Origin of the sequence: Roseburia hominis (genome assembly GCA_040702975.1) — a bacterium.
GTDB lineage: Bacteria > Bacillota > Clostridia > Lachnospirales > Lachnospiraceae > Allocoprococcus > Allocoprococcus hominis_A.
Genome location: CP159990.1, coordinates 3,730,847 through 3,757,756, shown reverse-complemented (window position 1 = coordinate 3,757,756; position 26,910 = coordinate 3,730,847). Strand labels below are relative to the sequence as shown.

The 26,910-nt window shown below is 45.9% G+C and carries 26 protein-coding genes and 1 tRNA gene; 22 read left to right on the top strand and 5 right to left on the bottom strand.

From position 1 onward, the window contains the following. The first annotated feature begins 184 nt into the window (after positions 1-184). Positions 185-475, top strand: coding sequence for a DUF2325 domain-containing protein (locus ABXS75_17345; GenBank protein XCP84789.1), 291 nt, complete (start codon positions 185-187; stop codon positions 473-475). Between the two features lie 183 nt (positions 476-658). Continuing rightward, positions 659-1,435 carry a ZIP family metal transporter gene (locus ABXS75_17340; GenBank protein ID XCP84788.1) on the top strand — a complete coding sequence of 259 codons (777 nt, stop codon included), beginning with the start codon at positions 659-661 and terminating at the stop codon, positions 1,433-1,435. A gap of 168 nt (positions 1,436-1,603) precedes the next feature. On the opposite strand, the gene ABXS75_17335 is transcribed toward ABXS75_17340, so the two are convergent. Continuing rightward, on the bottom strand, positions 1,604-1,972 hold the full coding sequence (locus ABXS75_17335) for a metal-dependent transcriptional regulator (protein ID XCP84787.1): 369 nt from the start codon (positions 1,970-1,972) through the stop codon (positions 1,604-1,606). Between the two features lie 339 nt (positions 1,973-2,311). Between ABXS75_17335 and ABXS75_17330 the strand changes: the two genes are divergently transcribed. The 5 genes from ABXS75_17330 (at position 2,312) to ABXS75_17310 (ending at position 5,595) form a co-directional block, all read left to right on the top strand. After that, positions 2,312-2,524, top strand: a complete 213-nt coding sequence (locus ABXS75_17330; GenBank protein ID XCP84786.1) for a FeoA family protein — start codon at positions 2,312-2,314, stop codon at positions 2,522-2,524. A 108-nt stretch (positions 2,525-2,632) separates the two neighbouring features. Then, positions 2,633-2,854 (top strand): ferrous iron transport protein A, encoded by a 222-nt coding sequence (locus ABXS75_17325; GenBank protein XCP84785.1) that lies wholly within the window; start codon positions 2,633-2,635, stop codon positions 2,852-2,854. A gap of 168 nt (positions 2,855-3,022) precedes the next feature. After that, entirely contained in the window at positions 3,023-5,173 is a 2,151-nt protein-coding gene (gene feoB, locus ABXS75_17320; protein ID XCP84784.1) for a ferrous iron transport protein B, read from the top strand. Further along, positions 5,173-5,325: a FeoB-associated Cys-rich membrane protein gene (locus ABXS75_17315; protein ID XCP84783.1), complete on the top strand. Its 153-nt coding sequence runs from the start codon at positions 5,173-5,175 to the stop codon at positions 5,323-5,325. Before feoB ends, ABXS75_17315 begins: the two co-directional genes overlap by 1 nt. Positions 5,326-5,349: 24 nt before the next feature. Then, on the top strand, positions 5,350-5,595 hold the full coding sequence (locus tag ABXS75_17310; protein XCP84782.1) for a transcriptional repressor: 246 nt from the start codon (positions 5,350-5,352) through the stop codon (positions 5,593-5,595). 248 nt (positions 5,596-5,843) lie between these two features. Here ABXS75_17310 and ABXS75_17305 read toward each other — a convergent pair. After that, positions 5,844-5,917 (bottom strand) — tRNA-Arg (locus ABXS75_17305). Positions 5,918-6,025: 108 nt separating this feature from the next. Beyond that, positions 6,026-6,532 carry a DNA-deoxyinosine glycosylase gene (locus ABXS75_17300; protein ID XCP84781.1) on the bottom strand — a complete coding sequence of 169 codons (507 nt, stop codon included), beginning with the start codon at positions 6,530-6,532 and terminating at the stop codon, positions 6,026-6,028. A 221-nt stretch (positions 6,533-6,753) separates the two neighbouring features. Here ABXS75_17300 and ABXS75_17295 point away from each other — a divergent pair, with 221 nt between their 5' ends. From ABXS75_17295 to ABXS75_17275, 5 genes are all read left to right on the top strand, one after another. Next, positions 6,754-7,320 carry a glycerol-3-phosphate responsive antiterminator gene (locus ABXS75_17295; GenBank protein XCP84780.1) on the top strand — a complete coding sequence of 189 codons (567 nt, stop codon included), beginning with the start codon at positions 6,754-6,756 and terminating at the stop codon, positions 7,318-7,320. Between the two features lie 153 nt (positions 7,321-7,473). After that, positions 7,474-8,730 (top strand): 6-phosphofructokinase, encoded by a 1,257-nt coding sequence (locus ABXS75_17290; protein ID XCP84779.1) that lies wholly within the window; start codon positions 7,474-7,476, stop codon positions 8,728-8,730. Between the two features lie 443 nt (positions 8,731-9,173). Then, a complete protein-coding gene (locus tag ABXS75_17285) occupies positions 9,174-9,302 on the top strand; it encodes a hypothetical protein (GenBank protein XCP84778.1) in 129 nt (42 codons plus the stop codon). A gap of 77 nt (positions 9,303-9,379) precedes the next feature. Further along, entirely contained in the window at positions 9,380-11,044 is a 1,665-nt protein-coding gene (locus tag ABXS75_17280; protein ID XCP84777.1) for a hypothetical protein, read from the top strand. Continuing rightward, positions 11,029-13,002, top strand: a complete 1,974-nt coding sequence (locus ABXS75_17275; protein XCP84776.1) for an Ig-like domain-containing protein — start codon at positions 11,029-11,031, stop codon at positions 13,000-13,002. Before ABXS75_17280 ends, ABXS75_17275 begins: the two co-directional genes overlap by 16 nt. Positions 13,003-13,246: 244 nt before the next feature. Here ABXS75_17275 and ABXS75_17270 read toward each other — a convergent pair whose 3' ends face one another. Next, entirely contained in the window at positions 13,247-14,467 is a 1,221-nt protein-coding gene (locus ABXS75_17270) for a 6-phosphofructokinase (protein ID XCP84775.1), read from the bottom strand. A 149-nt stretch (positions 14,468-14,616) separates the two neighbouring features. On the opposite strand from ABXS75_17270, the gene ABXS75_17265 reads away from it, so the two are divergent. The 6 genes from ABXS75_17265 to ABXS75_17240 all read left to right on the top strand — a co-directional run bounded on the left by ABXS75_17265 (position 14,617) and on the right by ABXS75_17240 (position 19,353). After that, entirely contained in the window at positions 14,617-15,633 is a 1,017-nt protein-coding gene (locus ABXS75_17265; protein ID XCP84774.1) for a glycosyltransferase family A protein, read from the top strand. A gap of 13 nt (positions 15,634-15,646) precedes the next feature. Then, the gene (locus ABXS75_17260) at positions 15,647-16,414 is read left to right on the top strand and encodes a GNAT family N-acetyltransferase (protein ID XCP84773.1); all 768 of its coding nucleotides are present in this window, start codon (positions 15,647-15,649) and stop codon (positions 16,412-16,414) included. A 270-nt stretch (positions 16,415-16,684) separates the two neighbouring features. Further along, a complete protein-coding gene (locus ABXS75_17255) occupies positions 16,685-17,326 on the top strand; it encodes a hypothetical protein (GenBank protein XCP84772.1) in 642 nt (213 codons plus the stop codon). An 11-nt stretch (positions 17,327-17,337) separates the two neighbouring features. Further along, positions 17,338-18,369: a DUF5700 domain-containing putative Zn-dependent protease gene (locus tag ABXS75_17250; protein XCP84771.1), complete on the top strand. Its 1,032-nt coding sequence runs from the start codon at positions 17,338-17,340 to the stop codon at positions 18,367-18,369. A gap of 64 nt (positions 18,370-18,433) precedes the next feature. After that, positions 18,434-19,051: a flavodoxin family protein gene (locus tag ABXS75_17245; protein ID XCP84770.1), complete on the top strand. Its 618-nt coding sequence runs from the start codon at positions 18,434-18,436 to the stop codon at positions 19,049-19,051. 35 nt (positions 19,052-19,086) lie between these two features. Beyond that, positions 19,087-19,353, top strand: a complete 267-nt coding sequence (locus ABXS75_17240) for a hypothetical protein (protein ID XCP84769.1) — start codon at positions 19,087-19,089, stop codon at positions 19,351-19,353. A gap of 70 nt (positions 19,354-19,423) precedes the next feature. On the opposite strand, the gene ABXS75_17235 is transcribed toward ABXS75_17240, so the two are convergent. Further along, positions 19,424-20,143, bottom strand: coding sequence for a hypothetical protein (locus ABXS75_17235; protein XCP84768.1), 720 nt, complete (start codon positions 20,141-20,143; stop codon positions 19,424-19,426). A gap of 341 nt (positions 20,144-20,484) precedes the next feature. Between ABXS75_17235 and ABXS75_17230 the strand changes: the two genes are divergently transcribed. From ABXS75_17230 to ABXS75_17215, 4 genes are all read left to right on the top strand, one after another. Then, positions 20,485-20,979: an RNA polymerase sigma factor gene (locus tag ABXS75_17230; GenBank protein ID XCP84767.1), complete on the top strand. Its 495-nt coding sequence runs from the start codon at positions 20,485-20,487 to the stop codon at positions 20,977-20,979. A gap of 14 nt (positions 20,980-20,993) precedes the next feature. Next, positions 20,994-22,088 carry a DUF4179 domain-containing protein gene (locus ABXS75_17225; GenBank protein ID XCP84766.1) on the top strand — a complete coding sequence of 365 codons (1,095 nt, stop codon included), beginning with the start codon at positions 20,994-20,996 and terminating at the stop codon, positions 22,086-22,088. 183 nt (positions 22,089-22,271) lie between these two features. Next, complete coding sequence (locus tag ABXS75_17220; GenBank protein ID XCP87188.1) at positions 22,272-24,842, top strand: FAD-dependent oxidoreductase; 2,571 nt, start codon at positions 22,272-22,274, stop codon at positions 24,840-24,842. 171 nt (positions 24,843-25,013) lie between these two features. Beyond that, complete coding sequence (locus tag ABXS75_17215) at positions 25,014-26,828, top strand: S8 family peptidase (GenBank protein XCP84765.1); 1,815 nt, start codon at positions 25,014-25,016, stop codon at positions 26,826-26,828. The last annotated feature ends 82 nt before the right edge of the window (positions 26,829-26,910 follow it).

Genomic DNA, 26,910 nt, shown 5'->3' with positions numbered 1-26,910 from the left:
TGGATTTTCAGAGCACTTTATAATTGCGAAAAGTTATCATTTAGACATATAGACAAAATCCTAACGTTATAGTAGAGTATGAGTTAGTTAAAGCTAACTAACAAACAAGAACAAAATTATAAAAAATAAGTCAATAGACTCTGGCATAGAGGGCTATAAGCTTATTATACGAGGAGGAAGGTCTATGAGCGTAGTAATTGTAGGAGGACATGACCGAATGGTCTGTCAGTATAAGAAAATATGTAAGCAGTTTAAATGTAAAGCGAAGGTATTTACGCATATGTCAGCGGATCTGAATAAGCAGATTGGAACGCCGGATCTGTTCGTACTATTTACCAATACAGTTTCGCATAAAATGGTAAAATGCGCACTTGACGAAGCGAAGCGGAGTAATGCCAAAGTGGTACGTTCTCACACCAGCAGCGGGGCGGCGCTGACAGAAATCTTAAGCCAGGAAGCGCAAATGGCGGTTTAAAAAAATAAAGAAGCGGTGCTATTACTGCAAAAAATGTCGGTACTTTTATACAGGTATCGGCATTTTTTGCGACCGCCAGGGAAGAATGTATGGTACAATATTTACGAAAGCAATGAGTGGAACGCTCTTTTGTTTTGCACTGCTGAGGTATTTTCGAACGTATAAATGTAGTGGGAGGATATCATGAATTTATTTTTAGGGATAATGATACCGTTTGCGGGCACGGTGCTTGGCGCAGCGTGTGTATTTTTTCTGAAAGGCGAGATAAGGCCGCTGCTCCAGAAGAGTCTTCTCGGTTTTGCGTCCGGGGTGATGGTGGCGGCATCGGTGTGGTCGCTTCTGATTCCATCTATGGATATGGCGGAAGGAATGGGAAAATTGTCGTTTATTCCGGCGGCAGCAGGGTTTCTTTTGGGCATTGCATTTTTATTATTGATGGACAAGGTCATTCCGCATCTTCATCTGGATAGCCAGAGCCCGGAAGGGCCCAAGAGTAATTTTTCTAAATCGGCTATGTTGATTTTTGCGGTGACGCTTCATAATCTGCCGGAAGGTATGGCGGTAGGTGTGGTCTATGCCGGAATGCTGGAAGGCCATGCCGGAATTACCATGGCAGGGGCGATGGCGCTGTCGCTGGGAATCGCGATTCAGAATTTCCCAGAGGGGGCAATTATTTCCATGCCGCTGAAAAGTGCGGGGCTTAGCCGGACGCGGGCATTCCTTTATGGTGCGGCGTCGGGAGCTGTAGAACCTCTGGGGGCAGGGCTTACGATTCTGATGATTTCGTTTATAGAGCCACTGCTGCCTTATTTTCTGTCTTTTGCGGCGGGAGCGATGCTCTATGTGGTGGTGGAGGAGTTGATACCTGAATCAGCGGAAGGGGAACATTCCAATATTGCTACGATTGGGTTCGCGGTCGGATTTGTACTGATGATGGTCATGGACGTGGCGTTGGGATAATATTTTGAGAAAAAATCGTTTTGACGGATAAAAAATGCGGAGCCTTCTGTGTGTGAAGGCTCCGCGTTTTCGACAACTAAAATAAACATACCTGCAAGAAGGGCCAGCGGATCCTTCTTTGTTTGCTATGCATACCTAAGTGAACGTCCAGTGGACACTCGTCTCGGTCTAGCTGTTTTTATTTACGTGTTGCTTGATTGCCTCGAAACTTGTGGCGCTGATCACATGTTCCATGCGGCAGGCGTCTTCAACAGCGGTCTGCTCGTCTACTCCGAGGGAAGTGAGCCACTCCGAGAGCAGAGTGTGACGTTCGTAAATGGTCTCTGCAATCTTACGTCCGGGCGGCATAAGAGCGATGTAGCCATCAGGGTCTACGGAAATGTACCCGTTCTGCCGAAGATTTTTCATGGCTACGCTGACACTGGGTTTGGAAAAGCCAAGCTCAGTGGCAATATCAATGGAACGCACCTGGCCTAAACGTTTGTTTAAAATCAGAATGGTTTCCAGATAGTTTTCTGCGGATTCCTGAATTTTCATATTTGATGTTTCTCCTGTTTTTAAATACTTTTTTAGGTGCCGGGAAAAATTTGTCTGGTTATCTGCCAAGGCATCGTGGCTTCTTATGCACAGGCGGATTAGAACAGCACAAACGGCAACAAGGTGTTTGTATATTTTGGCAAATAAAAGATTTCTAACATTAAAAGAATAGCACATTTTCACAAAAAATACAAATATTAAGAAATATTCTCAAAAGGTATTGACAAAATAAGTTAGTTTGTGCTAACTTTATAGGTGGTTAGAAAAAGCTAACCATATTTTTTGAATAATAGGTTAGCTATCACTTACTGATAAGAGTCATGGGAGAAGGAGGAATTCATGATGCCGTTAACGATGATGAGAACAGGCGAAGCAGGCACGATAAAGCGTGTAGGCGGAAAAGAGGAAGTCAGAAGATTTCTGGAGAATCTTGGGTTCGTGGAAGGATCCGATGTGAAGGTTGTGTCGGAGACAGGAGGAAATGTAATCGTGAATATCCGGGAATCCCGTGTCGCGATTAGTAAAGAGATGGCGAATAAAATTATGGTGTAGTGTTGTAACTTGGCTGGTGCCGTGTATCGTTGACGTTCCGCATAAGATTGCTGGCTGAATGTCAGAGGTACATTGCACCAGAAGAAAACAGCAGGAAGGAGAGCAGTTATGAAGAGTTTACGTGAGACGGAGTGCGGAAAGACCGTGTCTGTTGTGAAGATTCATGGAGAGGGTGCGGTGAGACGCCGGATCATGGATATGGGTATTACGAAAGGGACCAGCATTTATGTGCGCAAGGTGGCGCCGCTTGGCGATCCGGTCGAGGTAACAGTGCGGGGCTATGAGTTATCGCTCAGAAAAGCGGACGCACAGATGATCGAGGTACAATAATTTATTTAACTCAAGGTTAACAGGTGCTAACTTTTGTCCTGAAAGTGCACTCTATTTTAAATAAACAACCTTTGTGCAGTGAAAGTGCAACGCACATTTTTTTAAAGGCAGATAGTTAGCCAATACTAATTACAAAAGATAACATCAAGGAATGAAGGAGTATATCAAATGTCAGTAAAAATTGCACTTGCGGGTAATCCGAACAGTGGAAAGACAACGCTGTTTAATGCGCTGACCGGTTCTAATCAGTTTGTAGGAAACTGGCCGGGCGTTACCGTAGAAAAGAAAGAAGGAAAATTAAAGAATCATAAAGATGTGATCATCATGGACCTGCCGGGAATCTACTCCCTGTCTCCATATACACTGGAGGAAGTGGTGGCGAGAAATTACCTGATCACGGAAAGACCGGACGCGATTCTGAATATTGTAGACGGAACCAACCTGGAAAGGAACCTGTATCTTTCCACGCAGCTCATGGAGCTTGGAATTCCGGTAGTTATGGCGATCAATATGATGGATATCGTCCGTAAGAACGGAGACAGCATCAATGTGGGTCAGCTCGCAAAGAAGCTGGGCTGTGAGGTCGTGGAAATTTCGGCACTGAAAAATGAGGGGATCGATAAAGCGGCAGAGAAAGCGGTAAAAGCGGCTGCGAATAAATCAGCAAAAGCTCCGGTACATAAATTTGACAGCGGAGTAGAGCGCGCGCTGGAGGAAATCGAGAGCTGTCTTGGAAGTGATATTCCGGAGGGACAGAGAAGATTCTATGCCGTGAAATTGTTTGAACGTGATGATAAGATTGCTGATACGATGAAAGCTCAGCCGAATGTGGAAGGAATCATCTCAGCAGTGGAACAGGAAATGGACGACGATTCCGAGAGTATCATTACCAATGAACGTTACAGCTATATCACATCGATCATTGACGGCTGCTGCAAGAGAGCTAATAAAGGACAGATGACCACCTCCGACAAGATTGACAGGATCGTGACCAACCGTTTCCTGGCACTCCCGATTTTCGCAGTCGTAATGTGGGTCGTATATTATGTATCGGTTTCTACCGTTGGAGACTTTGTCACAGGCTGGACCAATGACGTTCTGTTTGGTGAGATTATTCCGCCGGCAATCGAGAATGTTCTGGTGGCGATGAACTGTGCGGACTGGCTCCAGGGATTGATTCTTGATGGTATTGTTGCAGGTGTGGGCGCGGTACTTGGATTCGTTCCGCAGATGCTCGTACTTTTCATCTTCCTGGCATTTTTGGAAGGCTGTGGATACATGGCGCGTATCGCATTTATCATGGACCGTATTTTCCGTAAATTTGGCCTGTCAGGAAAATCATTTATCCCGATGCTGATTGGAAGCGGCTGCGGTGTTCCGGGAGTCATGGCGTCAAGAACGATCGAGAATGACAGAGACCGTAAAATGACGATCATGACGACCACCTTTGTACCTTGTGGCGCGAAGCTGCCTATCATTGCATTGATTGCCGGTGCGTTATTTGACGGGGCGTCATGGGTTGCACCGAGCGCTTATTTCGTAGGTATCGCAGCAATTATCTGCTCTGGTATTATTTTGAAAAAGACGAAGATGTTCGAAGGCGATCCGGCGCCGTTCGTTATGGAACTTCCGGCTTATCATCTGCCGACCGTAGGCAACGTACTTAGAAGCATGTGGGAGAGAGGCTGGTCCTTCATCAAGAAAGCCGGAACCATCATTTTGCTTTCCACCATCGTTCTGTGGTTCCTGATGAGCTTTGGCTGGGCAAATGGTTCTTTCGGAATGCTGGAGGCAGAGCAGCTTGACAGCAGTATCCTGGCTTCTATCGGCAGTATTGTGGCACCGCTTTTTGCACCGCTTGGCTGGGGAGACTGGAAGATGGCAGTTGCAGCGGTAACTGGTCTTATTGCGAAGGAAAATGTAGTTGGTACCTTCGGTATTCTGTTTGGATTTGCAGAAGTAGCAGAAGACGGCGCAGAGATCTGGGGACAGCTTGCGGGAAGTATGACGGCAGTAGCGGCGTACTCATTCCTGGTATTTAACCTTCTGTGTGCTCCTTGTTTTGCAGCTATGGGTGCGATCAAAAGAGAGATGAACAATGCAAAATGGTTCTGGTTCGCGATCGGATATCAGACAGGGCTGGCATATATTGTATCACTTTGCGTATATCAGTTGGGAACCTTCTTTACAGGCGGTGGATTTGGCGTCGGAACGGTAGTAGCAGTAGTGCTTGTAATTGCATTCCTATATCTTTTGTTCCGTCCGCATAAAGAGAGTCAGACTTTGAAAGTGAAAATGAAAGGAATGGCGAAAGCATAATGGGAACTTTAGTTGTTGGAGTTTTGGTTTTGGCGGCGGTAGCTCTTGCGATCCGCAGCATGCATAACGATAAAAAACAGGGGAAGGGCTGCGGCGGTGACTGCAGCCACTGCGGAGGCGCCTGCCATTATATTCATACGGAAAAGCAATAAAACAGGAATACGGAGGGAAGGAAGATGTGGGAGAAGGAAGCGATCATCAGGAAAATGAAGAGCCAGGGCAAACGTATTACGCAGCAAAGGCGCATTGTACTTGATGTGATGACTGCGGAAGAATGTACCAGTGTAAAAGAACTTTACTACAAAGCAGCGAAGCGCGACCCGGATATCGGTCTTGCCACCGTATACAGGACTTTGCTTACCCTGGAAGAGATTGGCGCAATCGAGCGCACCAGGGGGTATGTAGCGACTCAGCAGCCTTAGACTTAGAAGAAAATAGTGGAATAAACGTGTGTATCCTTTGCGCAGATGACAGGAAAAACAGGTATTTAGGGACCTGCCTGTCATCTGCGCTTTTAAAAATAAGAAAACGCTTGTGAATCTAAGGAAGAGAATCCGGGCTGAAAGGGGGACGGTAGTGTTTGAGCAGCTAAGATGAGGGGCGATGAGGCTTTGGCCAAATATGTACATGAAAATAAAAAACCTTGCAGAGATCTGCAAGGTTTTTATGACGTGCGCTAGAGGATTCGAACCCCCGACCTTCTGGTCCGTAGCCAGACGCTCTATCCAGCTGAGCTAAGCGCACATACCGTTTTTAGAATCGCTTCTATCCAACAGCAATAATTATTATAAAGCAATATGATTGGAATGTCAAGTAATAAATTAAAATATTTATTTTTATTTTTCAACTGTTTTATTCAATTACTAAATCAGGAAGAATGACCCTCCATTCCCCAAGCAGGCGTTCCAGAGACCATGCAGCATTTGCAGGGCTGGTGGAAGGAAGGCGTATGGCTGCCATCTGCGTCATGGGAAAACAGTATTTGCAATATAATTTGTCGGCGGTGCCGCCGTTTGTGTAAATGTGGCGTATAGGCGAAGCGGTTGTAATCCGGGTGAGGTCGGAGGGGGTCACATTTCGTATACTGCTGTCGCTGGAACCGGTGATCTCACAGGAATCCACCACGTCCCAGAGTGCAATATGGTGGGAGAGAAGGAGCGATTTTTTCTCTTCTATGGTAAGGGGGAGCGGTTCCTCTAAAAGCTGTGCCAGAACCTTCCAGAAACGATTCTGGGGATGACCATAAAAGAATTTGTTTTCACGGGATTTTACGGAGGGGAAGCTTCCCAGAATTAATATACGGGAGGTTTCGTCGTATACCGGAGAGATTTCATGTTTAACGAACTGACTTTCATTCATAGCAGGGTTCCTTTCTGAGCCGGTTAATATATCGGTGTTTTGGTGCCATATATGTCAAAGTGAAAATTTAGTGAATTATCATCATGGCTGCCAGGTGCACCTAAGTCTAAGGATACCCTATCTGATTCAGAAAATCTATCCCTGATTATTCAAAAAAATTGAGTTTTATTTTCTTATATGGTATGCTTTTTATGGAAAATGTGATAAAGGGAGCGAAAAAAATGGATCAGAAAGTTTTTGATATGTTGGAAGGCAGCCCTGTGATTGCGGCTGTCAAGGATGAGGAAGGACTGCAGGTAAGCTGTGATGCGGAAGAAATACGGGTTTTATTTATTTTGTTCGGGGATATCTGTAATATCTCACAGATCGTGAAAAAAGCGAAAGACGCCGGGAAGACCGTGTTCGTGCACATGGATCTGATACAGGGGTTAAGTGCAAAGGATATTGCAGTAGATTTCATCAAGAAGAATACTCAGGCGGATGGAATCATTACGACAAAGCCGCCACTGATTCCGCGGGCGAAGGAGCTGGGATTTTGCACTGTACTTAGGTTTTTCGTGCTGGATTCGCTGGCTCTTGAGAATGTACAGCGGCAGCAGAGTGTGAAACCGGATTTTATTGAGATTCTTCCTGGCGTGATGCCGAAGATTATCCGAAGACTTTGTAAGGACAGCAAGGTCCCGATTATTGCGGGCGGTCTGATCGCAGATCGGGAGGATGTGGTAAATGCGTTGGATGCAGGGGCATTTTCCGTATCGACGACCAATCAGCAGGTATGGTTTATGTAAGAAATGTTGAATGGAACAGATGAAAAACCAGGGGAAATGATAGAAAAATAACGAAAATGGCTGGGTTTCACTGGACAAACCCGGCTTCATGCACTAAAATAGACGTGTTGGATATACGAATTATATAAGTAAAGACATATGGAGGTACGAATTATGAAAGGAAATGTAATTGTTGGACAGTCAGGAGGTCCTACTGCGGCAATTAACTCAAGTCTGGCAGGAGTATACCGTACAGCAAAAGACCGTGGAGCAGGAAAAGTATACGGAATGCTTCATGGAATCCAGGGACTTCTGGAAGAGCGCTATATTGACCTGTCCGAGCACATTACAAATGAACTGGATGCAGAACTTTTGAAAAGAACACCGGCGGCTTATCTTGGCTCCTGCCGTTACAAACTGCCGGAGATTCATGAGAATATGGAACTGTATGATAAGATTTTCGAGATTCTGTATAAGCTGGATATCGAAGCATTTATCTATATTGGTGGTAATGACTCTATGGATACCATCAAAAAACTGTCTGATTACGCGATTATTAAGGGACATCCGCAGAAATTCATCGGTTGTCCGAAGACGATTGACAATGACCTGGCACTGACTGACCATACACCGGGATTCGGAAGTGCTGCAAAATATATCGGAACTTCTGTAAAAGAGATTATCCGCGACAGCTTCTGTCTGGAATATGAAAAAGGTCTTGTTACCATCGTTGAGATTATGGGACGTAACGCAGGCTGGCTTACCGGAGCGGCAGCACTGGCTCAGGGCGAAGACTGCCAGGGACCGGATATGATCTATCTTCCGGAGCTGACCTTTGATCTTGATGATTTCATGTCACGTATCAAAACCCTGCTTACTAAGAAGACATCCGTAGTAGTTGCTGTTTCAGAAGGAATCAAGCTGGCTGACGGACGCTATGTATGTGAACTGGGTGCAAGCTCTGACTTTGTAGACGCATTCGGACACAAGCAGCTCTCCGGTACTGCAGCTTACCTTGCAAATTATGTAGCTGCTGAGGTTGGCTGCAAGACTCGTGCGATTGAACTGAGCACACTTCAAAGAGCGGCTTCCCACTGCAGTTCCCGTGTGGATATCCTGGAGGCACAGCAGGTTGGTGGTGCGGCTGTTAAAGCAGCAGACGAAGGCGACAGCGGAAAGATGGTCGTACTTGTTCGTCTTTCCGATGATCCGTATCAGTGCGGAACTGAGGTCAAAGATGTGCATAAGATCGCGAACGATGAGCGTCTTGTCCCGAGAGAATGGGTGAACGAAGAAGGAACTTATGTAACAGATGAGTTCATTACCTATGTAAAACCGCTGATTCAGGGAGATGTATCTCCGGTCATGGTAGATGGTATTCCGCGTCACCTGTACAAACCAGGTCACCACGGAGTAGGAATTAACGAATAGAATTTTCCGGCAGATTGCCAAATCTGAATGGCCGCAGAGGTAAATACGGGTTTGATATACCGGAAATTGATGTAAAAATTCAGAGAAAATGATGTATATTTTGCCGCATATTTGTTGCTGATAGAGTGACAAGTATGCGGTATTTTTGTTGCCAAGCATACCTTGTGAAACGGCCGAATGGCCATACGGGATGCCCTTTGGGTATACCTAAGTGTCCAGTGGACAAGAGGAAATTTGGCCTTAATAGAAGATGTAGACAGGGGCTGGCAGATTGTACAAAGGGGTGAAGACCAGAAGGAAAGGGCTTTTCCGGTATTTGTAAAGGAATTTTGGAAGGATTTCACGTGGAAATTTTGTGCAATATTTTCTCTTGCCATTTCTAAAAAGTGGTAGTAATATATGAATCACTCTCAAACAACTCTCTAATTCAAGAGAAAATCAAGATGGATTCGGCAGTAGAATCCGAATGTCAGAATCCGGTCGATGCCGGATATAGTTCTACCGGGACCGCATTTGGGAAGATCGGTTTGTTCCTGAATGTTATCATAGTAGGCGCCGGAGAATTGTTCTGAATTATTTATCCAATTATAGTATGCATAGATGATAGTACGCCTAAAAGCGGCGTAAACGGTAGAATAGGAGGAATAGATTGGCAGAACGTACGGAATATGCAGTATTCCGGTTTGTGGATCAAAGTGGATACTGCCATATGGTGAGTGATTATGTAGAAGGCAGGACGATGATGCAGTATGTGAAAGAAGCGAGGACGGTTCAGAAACAGCAATTTCTTAGGTGGTGTGTGGAACTTTTGCAGCAGCTGGAGCGGTATTATAAATGGGAAGATCAAAAGGCGTATGGGAGTATGAACCCGTATGCTGTTGTTGTGACATCTGAGGGCATAGTAAGGCTTCTTGATGTAGATGATTCTGACAATCAGGATCTGGTAGAGCGAATGCAGAAGAAAAATGTACGGGCGTTGTTTGTGAAATGGGAGCATGTACGTTCCCGAAAAGTGAGCCGCGAGGATGATTCCTATGGACTTGGAAAAACGTTGCAGTTCATGACAGAAAAATGCCGGATTGAAGGAGAGTTCACCAGGAGAGAGGAACGAAGTATACAAAAAGTAATCGGTCGCTGCCTGGAAGGGAAAGCAGCAGAAATTAAGGGATTAAAAGAACTTCGCCGGGAGTTTAACACGTTGGCGGAAGGAAGGCAGCGGGGACGCACGGAGGAGAACGTAAGGAAAATAGAGGAGTACCAGGAGCCAGGAGGTGGGAAAAGCAGGAGAGATCTGTACGTGAGGAGGAAAAAAGCAGGGCTGATCCTACTGGCAGTCGTGATAATGGCAGCTACTTTGTGGGGAAGGAAAGAGAAGGGACCTCAGGCAAAGCAAAAGAACGTTCTTGTGATGGGAAACAGTGCTTCGGAGAAGGAAGCAACAGAGTTAAAAAAAGAAGGAGAGGAGGGTACAGGAACAGAAGAAAAGGAGAAGGGGGAAGGTATGGCGGAAGAGCAGTCGGTCCGGGAAGCAGGGCTACAGCTGGAATTAGGACTTTTATATTGTGAGGAAATGCAGGAATATGGGCAGGGGAATGCTTATTTGGAAACGGCAGCAGAGGAGCTTGCGGTGGCAGAAGTCTATTTGATTATAGAGAAATATATACAGAAGGGAGAAAATGAAAATCAGGTAAAGCGGGAACTGGAGCAGGCAGTGGAACAAGGCGGAAAAGAATTAGAGAGTGAAGAAGTAAGCAGTTGGATTAAAGGTAAAGAATATCTGTATGGTCTGCCATTTTTGGAGGCATATAGAATTCTTGATACGAAAGATGCCTGGCAGGAGGTGGCGAAAATAGCAGGAAGGCTTGCTGCAGCGGCGTGTTGGGGAACGGGAGAGGATGCAAAGAAAAGGGAACAGAATGTAAGAGAATATTTGGCCAAAGCCTATGAGGTGCTGGAACAGCCGGAAAAAGCGGTAGCAGAGTATGAGAGAGTGAAAGAATTAGAGAGTGATACTGCCAGGCTGGAGGTACTATATTTGAAATTGGAAGATTTGTATGATGAGTTGGACGATGCGGAAAAAGTATGGGAAATTTGCCGGGAGTCGGTGGAGAAGGTGCCGGATTCAGAGCAAATCTGGACACGCTACGTCGAAAGGCATTTAAGGGATCAGGGTATTGAGAAGGAGATTTGTGCGGAAACAGTGAAAAGGGCAATAAAAGCGGTACCTGAGCTGGAAAAGAATCCGGAATTTCAGAAGCTGATAACGGAGTACGAGATTAAGATAGAAGGGGAAGAAGTATGGATAGGAAAATGAAAATGTTGTTGATTTTTTTGACAATTTGTGTGATCTGTTGTTGTAAATATGGGTATGCACATTCGATGCGAAACGTAGTGGCGGCGGACAACGAAGAAGCAGCTGGTATTGATGAAGAAATTCCTGATGACGATAAGGCTGGTTCTGATGTCCCGCCGGATTTGCAGCCAACACCGGAGATTAAGGGATATCGTGTGCAATATGAAAAGGCAGAGGGGGAGAACGGTTATTATTTGCATATGCCACAGATTATGCTCTTTCACCAGGACCTGGGATTTGAGACGCATTATTGCTTGGTTTATCCGGATGGAAGAAAAGAAGAAGGTGTGCTGAAGGGGGAGGAGAGTAGTAAAAAATGGTCTGGACTGGACGGGGATGGAATCTGGAAACTGCAGGTCGAATTGGTACCTTGTGAAACGGCCGAATGGCCATACGGGATGCCCTTGGGTATACCTTGTGAAACAGATAGTCCGGAAAAGGATGAGGGAGAGGGGGAAGAAAACGGAAAAGAAAATGAAAGCACAGGAGGCGATGAGGAACAAGTTCTGGTGAAGGACACAGAAAATCAGCAGGAAGATGTGATGCAAAAGATAGTCATGTGGAAAAAGGAATATTGCTGGAAAGTGGATGGCACAGTGCCGGTTCTGCAAGTGGTCTCTCCCAAAAATACAGAGGTGTGGTATCAGAAGGCAATCACTGTAAAGCTTGCTGTTTTTGATGAGGGAAGTGGAATAAAGAGCTTTGAGGCAAGTTGCGGCGGGAAGAAGTATTCTTCAAAAAGCAAAAAGGATTTGTCTTTTCTGGTTCAGGAAGAATCCCGGAATGGACAACCGGTGAATGTTTCTATAAAGGCAGTAGATCTTGCTGGAAATAGTGTACAAAAGAATATGAAATTGTACATAGATCGGACAGGACCGCAAGTGACAATCAGCGGTGTGGGTGAATATCAGATATCGAATAAAACGATAAAGGCCATATTTTCGGTGAAGGATAATAATAAATTACTCGGCACGGAAGCTATACTAGAACAGACTTTGCCGGATGGAGAGAAAAAGACACATACAGTGGATACATGGGCAGATACCTCGAAAGGGAAGAGGGCAGAGATTACGCTGGAACAGGATGGCATTTATAAGTTAATACTCGTTGCGACTGATATAGTTGGGAACACAAGTACAATGGATAGGCAGGTGATTATCGATCAGACACCGCCTGCGCTGTGCCTGCCGGAAGGGATAGCTGGAAGTGTCAGGAGAGAATTTAATCTGGAAAAGGAACTGGATAAGCTGGCTACTGATTTTACGACTGTTTCTATACAGGCGGAGTTGGATGGGAAACTGTTTTATCCGGGAAAAGCAGTGAAAAGAGAAGGAAAACACACCCTGTTCTTTAAAGCAGTAGATGCGGCGGGAAACATATCTGAACAGCGGGCGGAATTTAGAATAGACAGAACAGCACCGGTGATACAGATCATTGAGACCGGGACAAAAAAAGAGGTTAGTGACGGCGATATTTATGAGGAAGAATTACAGCTGCAGATCATGACAGAAGATTCGGCAGATCAGCTTCGTACAATATGGGTCAACGGAGTTCGCCAAAAAAAGATGAGGAATGGTGTGTTCAGCAATACGCTAAAAGAACCGGGGCCATATGAGATACAGGCAGAAGCGTGTGATGCGGCAGGAAATATCAGTAACAAAATGATTTCAATACAAGTTACGGATGCTAAGACAACGTTGGATAAACTCAGTGATCCGGCAATGAATTTATTTCAAAGGTTTTCAGGAAGCAGTGGAAAGGGCGGAAGAAAGGCAGAAGCAGGGGTGTCGCAAGTGGTTGCTGTAGGTATTCTGGTATTTGGAATTTTGACGGCAGGGTGTGCAATTGTTGTGGTGAGATTGAAAAAATGTTTGAATAGAGAGGAGGAAGAGAGGTATGAGACTGAATCATACAAATAGGTGTTTCCAAAAAAGGGAGGATGCCGGGCAACTGATTTCTCAATCCCCGGCATGTATTATGAAAAAGTTTGTTCCAATAATGGTTAACTGCTAATCGTCTGTCATTTGATACTACTAGTATAGAATAGACTTGTGAAAAAAACGTGTGTAACAAATGAAAGATTTTTGAAAGATAAATGAACAAATTATGAACACCTCCGACAAAGTGTTTTTTGCCAGAGGTGCTTAGGATACACGGTAGATATTATTTGCGGTATGCGAAGTAGGGAAGTCCGTCTTTCATCGGAACTTCTACCTTACCCTGAACCAGTGGGCTGGCATAGGTGATGAAGTCTTCGCTGATGTCAGAGCCTGCTTCGGTGATCCACTCGGCAGGAACCGGTTTTTCCATGTTGCAGATTATATTTACATCTGCGGTGCCGAATTCCAGTTCATACGGAGCATCATTTTTGCGGACAAAGGTAATCATCTTGCCGGTTTCGCCGGAAAGAGCGGCATTTACAGCATATTTGCCGGATTCCACGGCTTCATTTAAGTCGGTAGCGGACAGGCAGGAGGAAGAGCATCTCTGGCAGACATTCAGCTCTACGGAGCGAACTTTTACGCCGAGTTTTTCTTTTACCAGATTCTCCAGGTATTTGCCTGAGCCGGTGAGCATCTTGTGACCGAAATTGTCCACGCCCACATCGCTTGCGAGTTCGCAGATGAAGGTGCCTTTTCCGTCGTTGATACCTTCGGAGATGCAGACTACCAGGTTCGGGGTACTTTCCAGCTTTTCCTGAACTTTTGCGATAAAGGCATCCGGATCAAAGGCCACTTCCGGCAGGTAGATCAGCACCGGGTTGTCCCCTTCAAATTTGCGGGCAAGGGCACTGGCTGCGGTCAGCCAGCCTGCGTGGCGCCCCATGATCTCTACGATTGTTACAGACTTTTTGTTGTCATAGACAGAGGCATCGATGGCGATCTCCCGAACGGTGGAGGCCACATATTTTGCGGCGCTGCCGAATCCGGGTGTGTGGTCCGTTTCTACCAGATCATTGTCGATGGTCTTGGGAACGCCGATTACTTTTAAGGTACTTCCGATCGAAGCACCATAGCGGGAAAGCTTGCTGACTGTATCCATGGAGTCATTGCCGCCGATATAGAAGAAATAACCGATGCCGTATTCCTCAAATTTTTTGAAAAGCTCCGGGTATACCGGATCAGATAAATCTTCCGGGAGTTTATAACGGCAAGAACCAAGGAAGGAACCCGGAGTGGTGCGTATACGCTCCAGCTCGCCATTTTCTTTCAAAGGTTCCATCTCTAAGGTGCGGCCGGCAAGGAAACCTTCGATTCCGTTGACCATTCCGATCACACGGTCAATGTCGGGATTTTTAAGGCCAGCGGTAACTACTCCGTACAGGCTTCCGTTGATAACGGCGGTAGGTCCGCCGGATTGTCCTACTAATAGATTATGATTCATATTCATGTCCTCCTTTTATTAATAATACTATATCGGAAAATTCTTAATTTTACAATATTTGTTGGAAAACCGGGTAAAAATAGTCTATACTATCTTTAGAACTGAGTAGATTACTGCCAGGAATTGGTAAAAGTTGGAGGAAATAAAGTATGAAATACATCTCATTTGCAATACCGTGTTATAATTCGGAGGCATATATGGAGCGTGCAATCGAGTCCATTCTCGTGGGCGGCGAGGACGTGGAGATTATCATTGTCAATGATGGGTCTAAAGACCGGACCTCCGAGATTGCGCACGAGTACGAGGGAAAATATCCGTCCATTATACATGCGGTGGATAAAGAGAATGGAGGGCATGGCGATGCAGTGAATGTAGGGCTTAGCCATGCGCAGGGGAAATATTTTAAGGTCGTGGACAGCGACGACTGGGTAGATGCAGAGGCTCTCGGGAAGATTCTTCAGCAGATGAAGGAGTTTGAGGCCCGGGAGAAGGAAGTGGACATGTTGATTGCCAATTATGTCTATGAAAAGGAAGGGATGGAGCACAAGAAAACGATAGATTATAAGAATGTGCTTCCGGAAAATCAGATTATAAAATGGGATGAGGTCGGCCGTTTTCATCTGGGACAGTATATTTTGATGCATTCGGTGATTTATCGGACGGATTTTCTGAAATTGTGCCAGCTGCAATTACCGAAGCATACGTTTTATGTAGATAATATTTATGTGTATTATCCGCTGCCGCATGTGCGGAAGCTTTATTATATGAACCTGGATTTTTATCGGTATTATATTGGGCGGGAAGACCAGTCGGTGAACGAGAAGGTGATGATCGGACGAGTGGACCAGCAGATTTTCGTGACGAAAACCATGATCGACATGTATGAGATGGGTAAGATTACCAATAAAAAGCTCCGGTCATATATGACGAATTATCTGGCGATCATGATGACGGTTTCTTCTATATTATGTATTCGTTCAAAAAAAGAGGAAAATCTGGAAAAGAAAAAAGAACTTTGGACGTATCTGAAAAAGCGGGATTATCGGACATACTGGAAGATTCGATATGGTATTTTGGGACAGACTATGAATTTGCCGGGGAAATCCGGAAGGAAGATATCTTCTTTGGCGTATATTGTAGCGCAAAGGATTGTGGGATTCAATTAGAGGGAGAAGAAGCATGGTTTACTTGTTGGAGGAGCCCAGGCGGGCAGAAAAACTGTTTGAAGGCTGGGAGGAATCTCTGATCTGGTCCTGTTTGCAAGGGGTCATGGGAGAACTGTATGTAGATGACAGAGAGCGTCCGTCAGCGGTGATGGCCATCTTGGGGGATTTTAGCTTTTTTGCAGGAGAGCCTTGTGAGGAGCTGGTGAGGTACAAGCCGAAGTGGTGCAGCCAGGATTTTATGATTATGGTTCCGCAGAATGAAAAATGGGGAGAATTGATTCTATCTTGCTATAAGGAGAAGGCGAAGGCAGTGACCCGGTACGCAATCAAGAAGGAACCGGGGATTTTCGATAGAGAGAAGCTTCAGCAAATTGCCGAATCGGTGCCGGAAGGATTTAAGGTCAAGCTGATTGATGAAGAGGTATACAATTGGTCCCGGGGGAGGGAATGGTGCAAGGATTGGGCATCGCATTATGACACGTATGAGGAATTCCGAAAGATGGGGCTTGGCGTAGTGGTGACGAAGGATGGTGTACCGGTGGCAGGTGCCTCTTCCTATTCGACATACCGGGGCGGAATTGAGGTTGAGATCAATACAAAGGAGGAGTATCGCAGACGTTCCCTTGCATCGGTGTGCGGGGCGAGGCTCATTCTGGAATGTATGAAGAGAAATCTGTATCCAAGCTGGGATGCGCAAAATAAATGGTCAGTAGGACTGGCGGAAAAGTTGGGATACCATTTTAGCCATGAATATCCGGCGTATGAGATTTGGGGATATTGATGGGAAAGAACGGAAGGCTATAAAAGAGGTTTAAGAATGCCGGGGATCGGAAAGAATAAGATTCTGACGAAAAGGGAAAGGCGGTTGGAAACTTATAATGGAAAATCACGCGGTTAGATTAAACGAGAAGTGTCCGTGCAGAAGAAGGTGCGAAAGGCATGGTAACTGCGAGGCGTGCAGATCACATCATGAGGCGTCAAAGCCTGGAGTTCTGCCAGCATGTGAACGGATCAAAAGAAGGAAGAAGAAGTAAAGTTGGGGTGAGGTGGCATGGCTAAGCAGGATTATTTTAAAGAAGCGTTGTCTAATTTCACTCACGAGGCGGCGAGCGGCGGGGCGATTCGGCATTTGGCGGATTTGGGATATAGTGTAGAGCAGATTGTGAAGAGGCTGTCGTTTCCGACCCCTTACGAGCGGGTGCAGAAAACGGTGTGGGAGCATTTGTTTGACACGGAGGTTCTTTTGGCGGCGGAGCCGGGGAGCGAAAGGCAGCAGGAAAAGGCTGTCTATGTGAAAGACTATGATAAGTATGGGAGGCTTAGTTTCAGAAGGGTGGTCTCTAAAAATAATGCTGCCGATGCAGTGTATTGGAAAGAATATCGGTATGCAAAGGCGAAGGACGGGAAGTTAATCGGTTATATGCTCAATAAGTGCAGAGAAAACGGAGAGGAAACGGCGTATGTTTCCTGCGATTTTGGACTTCGTATGAGAGATGCTGCTTCGTTTGATGCGTTTTTAGAGACGCTGAACGCATGTCATAGGGAGTATATACTGGGAATTCCGTGGGAAGAGAAGATGGTTTATCATAGATTGAACCAGCAAATGCGGGAGATTGTGGCGGTGCTGTATGAGAACGCCGGATATCATAGCGTGTGTTATTTTATGAAATTAGGGGAGAAAATCTATATTTAAAAGGTGGAATCATGAAGATTAGTGTTCACAAATCATCTGTTTTTGAAGTGCTTCAGATACTTCGGAAGAAAAAGGCACAAGAAATAGACCAGGCAGAGGTGGAGAGAGTATTCTCCCATGAGGATTATCTTTTTGAATTTGGAAGATACCAAGGCCGTCTTTCACGGGAAGAGATGATTAGATATTTTTTAAATTTTGAATATTTGAAAAGTGGGCAAATAGAGAACGAGGATCTTTGCCAACATCATTGTTTTTGGTTGGATTTTTATTTCCATGTTGATGAGTATGAGGATAGAATTTGTGAATTCTTAGAAAATTTTAATGACGAACAGATATTTGCAGCTTATGAACAGGCGCGAAAGGGGTTCCCGGAAGGTTATACGATTCCGGAATGCAAGGTGGTCTTTACTTGCGGAATCGGACGTTCTTTTGGATATCCTTATCAAAATGGTATTCATTTTGATGTACTCAGGCTTATGAAAGAGCAAGAGATTATGGAAGATTTTCAGGAAATTATTGCTCACGAACTGCATCATTTGATTTATAATCAGAATATACATATTGAGACTGAGGATATAGAGGGATATTTTTTGCAGTGTTTTGCAGGAGAAGGTCTGGCAATCAAGTTCACGAACAATGCACAAGGGCTTTTGTCGAAGAAGATGTATGAGGACTTGTCGTCCAATATTGGATTGGATAAAGAATCTATTGCTTATTTGAACCTTGAACTTGAACAGTCATTTTCTGAATTAAAAGGTACAATACAGAAAATACATATGGGTGAAATCAAAACCAGGGACGAGGTGGATACGTTGATCTGTGAATATTGGCTGAGTCTGTATCACCAGGAGGAGCCGGGAGGGGTAGAGAAGCTGCTTGCCCAGCCCCGGTTATATACTATGGGAAATGAGATATGGGGAACTATTTTTGATGTTTATGGAATGGACGAACTATATAGGATTGTGAATGAGCCGAAAGAGTGTCTGGAAAAGTTTAACCATGCATTATGGACTATAGGTAAACCAGAGTATTGTATTGAATAAGTGCGTCGCGGGAGAAAAATTTACAAAAAAATAATAAAATAAGTTTATAGGAGGACGTAAACAAATGAAAGTATTATTGATTAACGGAAGCCCTCATGCTAAAGGCAGCTGTTATACGGCACTGCATGAGATGGAGAAGGTTTTCGACGGAGAAGGTATTGAAGTGGAATGGGTGCATGTGGGCAATAAAGCCATCCGGGGCTGTATTGCTTGTGGATCCTGCTACAATACAGGAAAGTGTGTTTTTGACGACCTGGTCAATGAGACAGCGGTGAAATTTGAGGAGTGCGACGGTATGGTAGTTGCGAGCCCGGTATATTATGCTTCCGCAAATGCGACATTGGTTGCCTTTTTGGACAGGCTGTTCTACAGTACAGGTTTTGATAAGACGATGAAGGTAGGGGCCAGTGTTGTATCCGCAAGAAGAGGAGGACTTTCCTCCACGTTTGATGAGTTGAATAAATATTTTACAATCTCCGGTATGCCGGTGGCGTCCGGCCAGTATTGGAACAGTATTCATGGCAATAATGCCGGGGAGGCCGTGCAAGATGAAGAAGGGCTGCAGATTATGCGGACTCTGGCAAAGAATATGGCATTCCTCATGAAGAGTATTGCATTGGGAAAAGAGAAATATGGTATTCCGGAGAAAGAACCATTTCAGAGAACTAATTTTATACGTTAAATAGCTTTGCTAAACGGGAAGAGAGGAGTAAGACTATGATTACGATGTTAAACCGCAGGGAACTCATTATTACATACGACATGAAATATCAGGGGGAGATCAGAGATATTCTGAGTCAGAATCATATTGATTATAAGATTGTGACGGATGATCGAATGGATGCTCCGGTGCCAATCAGTGGTTCCCGTGCGTATACGGGGAGTATGGGTACTGCCTCTAAGATGCAGTATGCATATAGGATTTATGTGCGGAAAGAGGATTATGAGGCGGCGCGCGCACTCATTGCAAACCGGAATTCGTAAAATCATAGGATGGATATTATAAACGCCCCTGCGCATTTTTGGCCGCAGGGGCGTTTTGCTCATCCGTTATTTAATTGGCATCGGTAAAGAAGGAAACCATTTTTATCGCCGTGTCCTGATGATCTGCGTTGCGGGCTATACAAAGGACAACATCTGTCCCGCCAATACCGTATTTTTCAAGCTGGCTGCTTGAGGAGATATCAATTCCATAGGGCGCGGGATCCTGATAACTGATAGGGTTGCCATCATCGTCGAACTCGGCTTCGCTGGCGCTCAAAATTGAGGAAGCGAGGCTTTCATACATCTGTTCGGGAAGAAGTTCACTTAAATCGGCAAATGAGCCCTGCGCGGCGCCCTCCTCAAAATAATCCCTCGAACATACGATAAGATCAATGGTTCCGGCGGAAGCCTGCGCAAAATATGCCATCTCCATCTGGTGCTGGTTCAGGTTAAAGCTACTGATTGTGACAGTATCATTTTTTCCGGTGGCTTTCAGATAATCTTTGACATCGGCTGACAATTCTTCGGTTTTCTCCAGTTCACATTCATTTAAAAAAGTCAGAGATACAACATAATTTGACCGGTTAAAGACCATGGTGTTCAGCAGGGAAAAAATGACTGCAAGTACAATGACACCAATGATGATCCATTTCAAATAATAATCTTTGAAATAGACAAACTTCTGTTTTGGGGAAAGATTACTGAAATCTTCTTTTTTGAAAGAATCGTCGCGTTTCTGGTAGAGAATAGAATCATCATCTACGGCTGTCTTTTTATGATCTACATTCATAGGGGGACCTCCTGCTTGACTTTAAAATTTGGCGGCTGCCTAAAAAATATTCGATTTTATTTTACAGTATAGGAAGAGTTGTTGTAAATGCATATAATTGTGAAAAATTGTAGAATAATATAAAAATTTGCGAAAGAGCGAAAATTTTCATCAAGAAACATAAGGGTAAGGCACATTGAAAAGGAATATACAATTTGAATTATAGGGCATGAGAGGGCGGAAAGAATCGCTTTTGTGACAAAAAGTATTATGAAATTTGTATTTATGGAAAACAAAAAGAGACATTTGGGCATCTAATAAGTGTAGATGCAAATGTGATAGGAAAAAAAGGGGGTGATAGTATGGTTTTCTTAGTGAAGAGGGCACAAAAAGGAGATAAGGAAGCATTTATCCAATTAATGGAACGGAATAAAGAAAGTATGTACAGAATTGCACGCAGCTTTTTGCGTAATGAACAGGATATTGCAGACGCTTTGCAGGATACGATACTTTCCGCTTATGAGCATATTGGAGAATTGGAAAAGACCTCTTATTTTAAGACATGGCTTATTCGGATCCTCATGAATAAGTGTAAATCGATCCTGCGAACGCAAAAATGTGTAAGTCCGGTAGCTGAAGTTCCGGAGAGAGCGGAAGCATTTCAAAGTGATCTTGAATTTTGGGAAATGCTGCATGCACTGCCCGGGGATTCCAGAATGATTTTCCTATTATATTACGGTGAATGCCTGACTACGCGCGAAATCAGTCAGATTTTGGAAATAAATGAAAACACCGTTCGCGGCAGACTCAGGCGTGGGCGGTCAATATTAAAAGAATGGGTAACGATCAATAGTTAGGAGTGAAAATGGTTATGAGAAGAAAAAAAATAAATTCTATTTATTATGGAAATGCGAATGTTTCTCCTAAAATTCCGGCTGATACAGAACGGAGGATTCAGGAGACTTATCAGATGATTCGGGATAAAGAAACGTATCCGGAAAATCAGGTCTTTAGGAGACGGTTTGGAGGAAAACGGTACGCAATCGCGGCAGCTTTGATGATCTGCTGCATTACGCTTTCCGGTACGGCACTGGCGAAGAATGTCATAGGGAAAACATTTACCTTATTAATTCAGTCCGTGCAGGGAACGAAGGAGCAGAAAGAGGAAGAGACTTTATATGAGAAGGCAGGGGAATATAGTCAGCCGGCGGAAGCGGTAATAGCCACGGCAGAAAAGGGAAGTATGGAGGTGACAGATTATTTTTGTGATGGGAAATGTTTATATTTATTTTTTGTATTAAATACAGATGACGAAAGTATGAAAGAATCGGACTGGGTTCATGACGATACTTTGGAGATAACGGGAGAATCCGCATTTAAAGTAAATGGGAAAGAGGTGCTACCGGAGGAAAATCTGGTGCTTAGAAAGGCTGAAAATGGGGTGTTCGCGGGACGATCCGTCATTATGCTGCCTGATGGGCTGCTAAGTGAAAATAGCGAGGATCTGCATGTGGATATCTGTATGGCAGGGGTAGCGGGATATCTTGGCGATGAAAGGGAAATCGTGACGGAAGAGGGACAGCCCGCTGTTCTTACTGATAAAAAAACAGGCGAATTTTCGGAATATTTCCAATTTGATTTTCAGGTCGCAGTTGACCTGGCAAATAATGAACCAATGAAAATGCGGCAGGTTACTGGTACGATTTCGCTGGAATATGTTTTGCGGACACCGGGAGGAATTTATGTGAAATTTTCGGAAAATGGTCTCTCGGAGCATGTGGCGCCGGTTCTGTATGATGAAGAAGGAAATACGGTTACCAAGTACGGCAGCCAGGATTCTTTATGGCGCTTTGCTTATGCAGAAGGGGAGGATTTCGTGCTGAAAATTCAAGATATTTCGGAAGGGGGAAACGATGCAGTGATTGGCGAGATTGCGCTAGCGATTGAAGATGAGGGGAAGGAATAGTAGGTCAGAAATAAAAGGCCAGGAAATATCAGATTGAAAGCAGGCAAAATCGCCGGAGGCTGCGAAAAAATGCTTGGAAAATAAGGGGCAGATATCATATTATTTTACAATTGTCATTTGGGGGCGGTAAGTATTATAATGGAAATAACTAGTAATCCCGAGGTGCGAAAGGAGAAAAATATGATAAAGTATGTGATTCTTGGGGGTGTAGCTGCCGGCACGAAAGCGGCCGCGAAGCTGAAACGCTGCGACCGGAATGCTGTTGTAAGGGTCTATACCAAAAGTGAGGATATTTCATATGCAGGCTGTGGTCTTCCTTACTACATAGGCGGGGATATCCCGACCCGTGAAGGCCTGATCGTCAATACACCGGCGAAATACTCCGGACTAACCGGTGCAGAGGTCGCTACAGGGTGCGAGGCGATTAAAATTGACAGTACGGGGAAAACAGTCTGTCTGAAGAGGGCCACCGGCGAGACGTTTACGGATACCTATGATAAACTGATTATTGCCACCGGCGCAGTGCCTTTTGTACCTTCTGTAGACGGCATTAAGCTTCCGGGTGTATTTTGTGTGCGCACGCCGGACGACGCCGTTTCGGCCCGTGCATACATAGAAGAGAAAAAATGCCGCAGAGCCGTTGTATGTGGTGCCGGGTTCATCGGCCTTGAGGTGGCGGAGAATCTGATGGCGCTGGGGCTGGAAGTGACTGTGATCGATATGGCGCCGCAGATCATGCCGAATGCGTTTGATCCGGAGATGGCAAATTATGCGAAGAGACAGTTAAAAGCAGCGGGAATGCACGTGCTTACCTCTACCAGTCTGAAAGGGATAGAAGGCGTAGAAAAAGCGGAGAAGGTCCTCACCGATAACGGAACTCTGGCAGCAGATGTTGTGATTATGGCAATCGGTGTCCGTCCGGCGACCGCATTTCTGGAGGATTCCGGTCTTGAGATGTTCAAGGGAACCATCCTGGTAGATGAAAAGATGCGGACAAATCTGCCGGATGTCTATGCCGTTGGTGATTGTGCTATGGTGAAAAATGCGATGACCGGTGAAAATCAGTGGTCGGCTATGGGGTCTACCGCCAATCTGGCAGCCCGCGCCATGGCAAAAGCCTTAAGCGGAATCGGAAATGGATACGGCGGCTGTCTGGGAACCGGCGTGGTGCGTCTGCTTTCCAATCTGAATGGAGGACGGACCGGACTTACCCAGGAGCAGGCGAAGGCAGCAGGCTATGAGACGACCTCTGCAATCTGCGTGGTAGACGACAAGGCACATTATTATCCGGGGGCCTCTTCCTTTGTTGTGAAAATGATCGCTGAGACTGCTACCAGAAAATTGCTGGGGCTTCAGGTGTTAGGTGCAGGTGCCGTCGACAAGATGACGGATATTGCTGTTGTGGGAATTACGAAGGAAATGACGCTTAATGAGTTCGATAGCCTTGATTTTGCCTATGCTCCGCCATTTTCTACTGCGATTCACCCGTTTGTCACTGCATGTTATATTCTGGAAAATAAAATAGACGATATATTTACATCTATGAGTCCCGCGGAGTATCTCGAAGGTGCTGCAAAAGGCTATACCGTGTTGGATGTACAGCCCTCTCCGGCGATTCCGAATGCGCGCTGGATCGATCTGGCCTCGGTGGACGGACCGCTCGAAGGGCTTGAAAAAGATGCGAAACTATTGCTTGTATGTGCGAAGGGCAAGAGAGGCTATTTCCTGCAGAACCGTTTGAAAGCATATGGCTATACGAATACGAAGGTTCTGGAGGGCGGCGCATTCTTCAATGAAGTGAAGGTGCCGCGTAATGGGAAGAAGCTGTCTGCGGCTGAGATTAAACGTGTCAAAGGCCTTGGCTGCCTGCAGGATAAGAGATATGATGATGTATTTAATGTACGTGTGATCACCCGGAACGGCAAGGTAACGGCCCAGGAGCAGACGAAAATCGCGGAAGCTGCAGAGCGCTTCGGTTCCGGCGAGATCACGATGACTACCCGTCTGACTCTGGAGATTCAGGGAGTGCCGTATGATAATCTGGAAGCGCTGTTTGCATTTCTGGAGGAAGCAGGCCTTGAGACCGGTGGTACCGGCTCCAAGGTGCGCCCGGTGGTATCCTGTAAAGGTACGACCTGCCAGTATGGTCTGATCGACACTTTTGATCTTTCCGAAAAGCTGCATCAGCTGTATTATGTTGGCTATCACGATGTGTCCCTGCCGCATAAGTTCAAGATCGCAGTGGGAGGCTGCCCGAATAACTGTGTAAAACCGAACCTGAACGATATAGGAATCATCGGCCAGCGCCTGCCGGAGATCGACCTTTCAAAATGCCGGGGCTGTAAGATGTGCCAGGTTCAGAATAGCTGTCCGATCAAGGTGGCAAAGCTGGAAGACGGAAAGATTCAGATTGCTCCGGAAGCATGCAACCATTGCGGACGTTGCGTGGACAAATGCCCGTTTGGGGCGGTAAATGAATCTCTGACCGGATATAAGGTATACATCGGCGGACGCTGGGGCAAGGTCGTGGCGGAAGGCCGTGCGATGGACAAGATCTTTACTTCCGAAGAAGAGGTGATCGATGTGGTAGAGAGCGCAATCCTGTTCTTCCGCGATGAAGGAATCTCCGGAGAACGTTTTGCGGATACGATCGCGAGACTGGGATTTGACTATGTACAGGATAAGCTGTTGAATCAGAAAATTGACAAGAAGAAGATTCTGGAGAAAAACGTGGTTGGCGGTGCTACCTGCTAGGAGGAATGTTGTTTAAGGAGTCGTGGGCGAGAGAGTGCGAAAAATGAGAGCGGGCAAGAGTGGAATTGAGTCCTGGTTGCAAAGGAGATTTGGAAATCTGGCCACATTTTATGCATGAGCGTCACCTGATATCATATATTATGATAAAAGTGAAGCGTAGGATTTGTAAAAATGACGGACCAAAATAATGAAAATCTTCTGAATCTTGCCCTGGATGCCACGGAGGAAGAACGGGAAAAATCCTTGAATCTGGATATCGGGTATGATCCGATTGAAAGAGAGTGGGAACTGATCGTGAAGTATTCCGGCTCTCTGGCGGCAGTGCGGGAGTTTGCTGTGCAGGTGACGGAATTAAAGAATGAGTATGCCATCGTGGTGGTAAGAGAGAGCGACATTCCCAGACTGTCCCTGATTCCTCAGGTAGAGTATGTGGAAAAACCGAAGCGATTATATTTTCAGGTGGAAAACGGAAGACGGGCTTCCTGCATTAATTCAGTGCAGACAGCCCGTTTTTTGGCGGTTCCCGATATGCAAGTGCCCGGGCAGGTACAATATAATGGAAATACGGAAGAAAGAGATGGCGGGGCGGTAACGGATCTGTTTGGGCGCGGGACTCTGGTGGCGGTTCTGGATTCCGGAATTGATTATGCAAATGACGATTTCAGGTGGGAGGATGGGAGTACCCGAATCTATCGTCTGTGGGACCAGACCATCGCGGGAAATCCGCCCCTGGGGTATGCGCTTGGAACAGAATACACCGAGGAAATGATCAATGAGGCGCTTTTAAGGTCTACGCGGGAGGAAAGAAGGCAGATTGTCCCCAGTGAGGATACGTCGGGACATGGAACTGCAGTTGCCGGGATTGCGGCGGGGAACGGACGGGGAAGCGGACCGCTTGGCCGCGGAGTGGCGAGTGGCGCCGGACTTTTGATCGTGAAGCTCGGCCGCGCTAGGGAAGACGGGTTTCCGAGAACTACGGAGCTGATGCAGGCACTGAATTATGTGGTGGAGCAGGCGCTGGCACTGCAGATGCCGGTGGCGGTCAATATCAGTATTGGCATGACGTATGGCTCACATGATGGGAAATCGCTTCTCGAGAGGTTTATTGACGATATTTCTAATTTTTGGAAAAGTGTAATCTGCATCGGTACCGGAAACGAGGCGGCTGCGGCGGGGCATACTTCGGGGATTCTGATTGAGGGAGAAGAAAGGCGGGTGCAGCTTGCGGTGCAGGAAGGCCAGACCACGCTCAACGTGCAGATATGGAAATCTTATGTGGATCAGGTCGATATTTCCCTGATTTCCCCCTCCGGCACGCGGGTAGGGCCGATTCAGGAGATACTTGGCCCGCAGAGGTTCCGGATTGGAGGAACAGAGATCCTCCTATATTACGGCGAGCCGAGTCCCTATAATACTGCTCAGGAAATTTATCTGGATTTTCTGCCGACGGGAAGCTATGTTACAGAAGGTGTGTGGGAAATTGCTTTAAATCCTGTCAGGATCGTGGAAGGTATTTATGAAATGTGGCTGCCGAGCGAGAATGTACTGAATCGTGGAACGGGCTTCCTGCTGCCAAACGAGACGCTGACGCTCACCATTCCGTCTACCGCGGACCGGGTGATCTCCGTGGGGGCCTATGACGCCCGAACACTTAGCTATGCAGAATTTTCCGGGAGGGGGTATACACGCGTGGAGGAGAGGGTCAAACCGGATCTTGTGGCTCCGGGGGTGAACGTCACGACTACCGCAGCCGGAGGCGGCACGGTGACAGCGAGCGGTACCTCATTTGCCACACCGTTTGTGACGGGAGGAGCGGCGCTTCTTATGGAATGGGGGATTGTACGGGGGAATGATTCGTTTTTGTATGGGGAGAAGGTGAAGGCATACTTAAGACGCGGGGCGAGGCCACTTCCGGGGTTCACAGAATATCCCAATCCGCAGGTGGGGTATGGGGCGCTGTGTGTGAGGGATAGTATACCGGGGTAAAGTGGAGCTGGGGCGCGTAGATTGCTGTGTGTGGCAGAGTTTTGGGAGATAATAAGCATTTTATTCGCCAAGTGTGGTGTCG

Excerpts from the sequence above, each read along its gene's own strand:
- ABXS75_17345 (XCP84789.1), top strand. The coding sequence starts at position 185 with ATGAGCGTAGTAATTGTAGGAGGACATGACCGAATGGTCTGTCAGTAT.
- ABXS75_17340 (XCP84788.1), top strand. The coding sequence starts at position 659 with ATGAATTTATTTTTAGGGATAATGATACCGTTTGCGGGCACGGTGCTT.
- ABXS75_17335 (XCP84787.1), bottom strand. The coding sequence starts at position 1,972 with ATGAAAATTCAGGAATCCGCAGAAAACTATCTGGAAACCATTCTGATT.
- ABXS75_17330 (XCP84786.1), top strand. The coding sequence starts at position 2,312 with ATGATGCCGTTAACGATGATGAGAACAGGCGAAGCAGGCACGATAAAG.
- ABXS75_17325 (XCP84785.1), top strand. The coding sequence starts at position 2,633 with ATGAAGAGTTTACGTGAGACGGAGTGCGGAAAGACCGTGTCTGTTGTG.
- feoB (XCP84784.1), top strand. The coding sequence starts at position 3,023 with ATGTCAGTAAAAATTGCACTTGCGGGTAATCCGAACAGTGGAAAGACA.
- ABXS75_17315 (XCP84783.1), top strand. The coding sequence starts at position 5,173 with ATGGGAACTTTAGTTGTTGGAGTTTTGGTTTTGGCGGCGGTAGCTCTT.
- ABXS75_17310 (XCP84782.1), top strand. The coding sequence starts at position 5,350 with ATGTGGGAGAAGGAAGCGATCATCAGGAAAATGAAGAGCCAGGGCAAA.
- ABXS75_17300 (XCP84781.1), bottom strand. The coding sequence starts at position 6,532 with ATGAATGAAAGTCAGTTCGTTAAACATGAAATCTCTCCGGTATACGAC.
- ABXS75_17295 (XCP84780.1), top strand. The coding sequence starts at position 6,754 with ATGGATCAGAAAGTTTTTGATATGTTGGAAGGCAGCCCTGTGATTGCG.
- ABXS75_17290 (XCP84779.1), top strand. The coding sequence starts at position 7,474 with ATGAAAGGAAATGTAATTGTTGGACAGTCAGGAGGTCCTACTGCGGCA.
- ABXS75_17285 (XCP84778.1), top strand. The coding sequence starts at position 9,174 with ATGGATTCGGCAGTAGAATCCGAATGTCAGAATCCGGTCGATGCCGGA.
- ABXS75_17275 (XCP84776.1), top strand. The coding sequence starts at position 11,029 with ATGGATAGGAAAATGAAAATGTTGTTGATTTTTTTGACAATTTGTGTG.
- ABXS75_17270 (XCP84775.1), bottom strand. The coding sequence starts at position 14,467 with ATGAATCATAATCTATTAGTAGGACAATCCGGCGGACCTACCGCCGTT.
- ABXS75_17265 (XCP84774.1), top strand. The coding sequence starts at position 14,617 with ATGAAATACATCTCATTTGCAATACCGTGTTATAATTCGGAGGCATAT.
- ABXS75_17260 (XCP84773.1), top strand. The coding sequence starts at position 15,647 with ATGGTTTACTTGTTGGAGGAGCCCAGGCGGGCAGAAAAACTGTTTGAA.
- ABXS75_17255 (XCP84772.1), top strand. The coding sequence starts at position 16,685 with ATGGCTAAGCAGGATTATTTTAAAGAAGCGTTGTCTAATTTCACTCAC.
- ABXS75_17250 (XCP84771.1), top strand. The coding sequence starts at position 17,338 with ATGAAGATTAGTGTTCACAAATCATCTGTTTTTGAAGTGCTTCAGATA.
- ABXS75_17245 (XCP84770.1), top strand. The coding sequence starts at position 18,434 with ATGAAAGTATTATTGATTAACGGAAGCCCTCATGCTAAAGGCAGCTGT.
- ABXS75_17240 (XCP84769.1), top strand. The coding sequence starts at position 19,087 with ATGATTACGATGTTAAACCGCAGGGAACTCATTATTACATACGACATG.
- ABXS75_17235 (XCP84768.1), bottom strand. The coding sequence starts at position 20,143 with ATGAATGTAGATCATAAAAAGACAGCCGTAGATGATGATTCTATTCTC.
- ABXS75_17230 (XCP84767.1), top strand. The coding sequence starts at position 20,485 with ATGGTTTTCTTAGTGAAGAGGGCACAAAAAGGAGATAAGGAAGCATTT.
- ABXS75_17225 (XCP84766.1), top strand. The coding sequence starts at position 20,994 with ATGAGAAGAAAAAAAATAAATTCTATTTATTATGGAAATGCGAATGTT.
- ABXS75_17215 (XCP84765.1), top strand. The coding sequence starts at position 25,014 with ATGACGGACCAAAATAATGAAAATCTTCTGAATCTTGCCCTGGATGCC.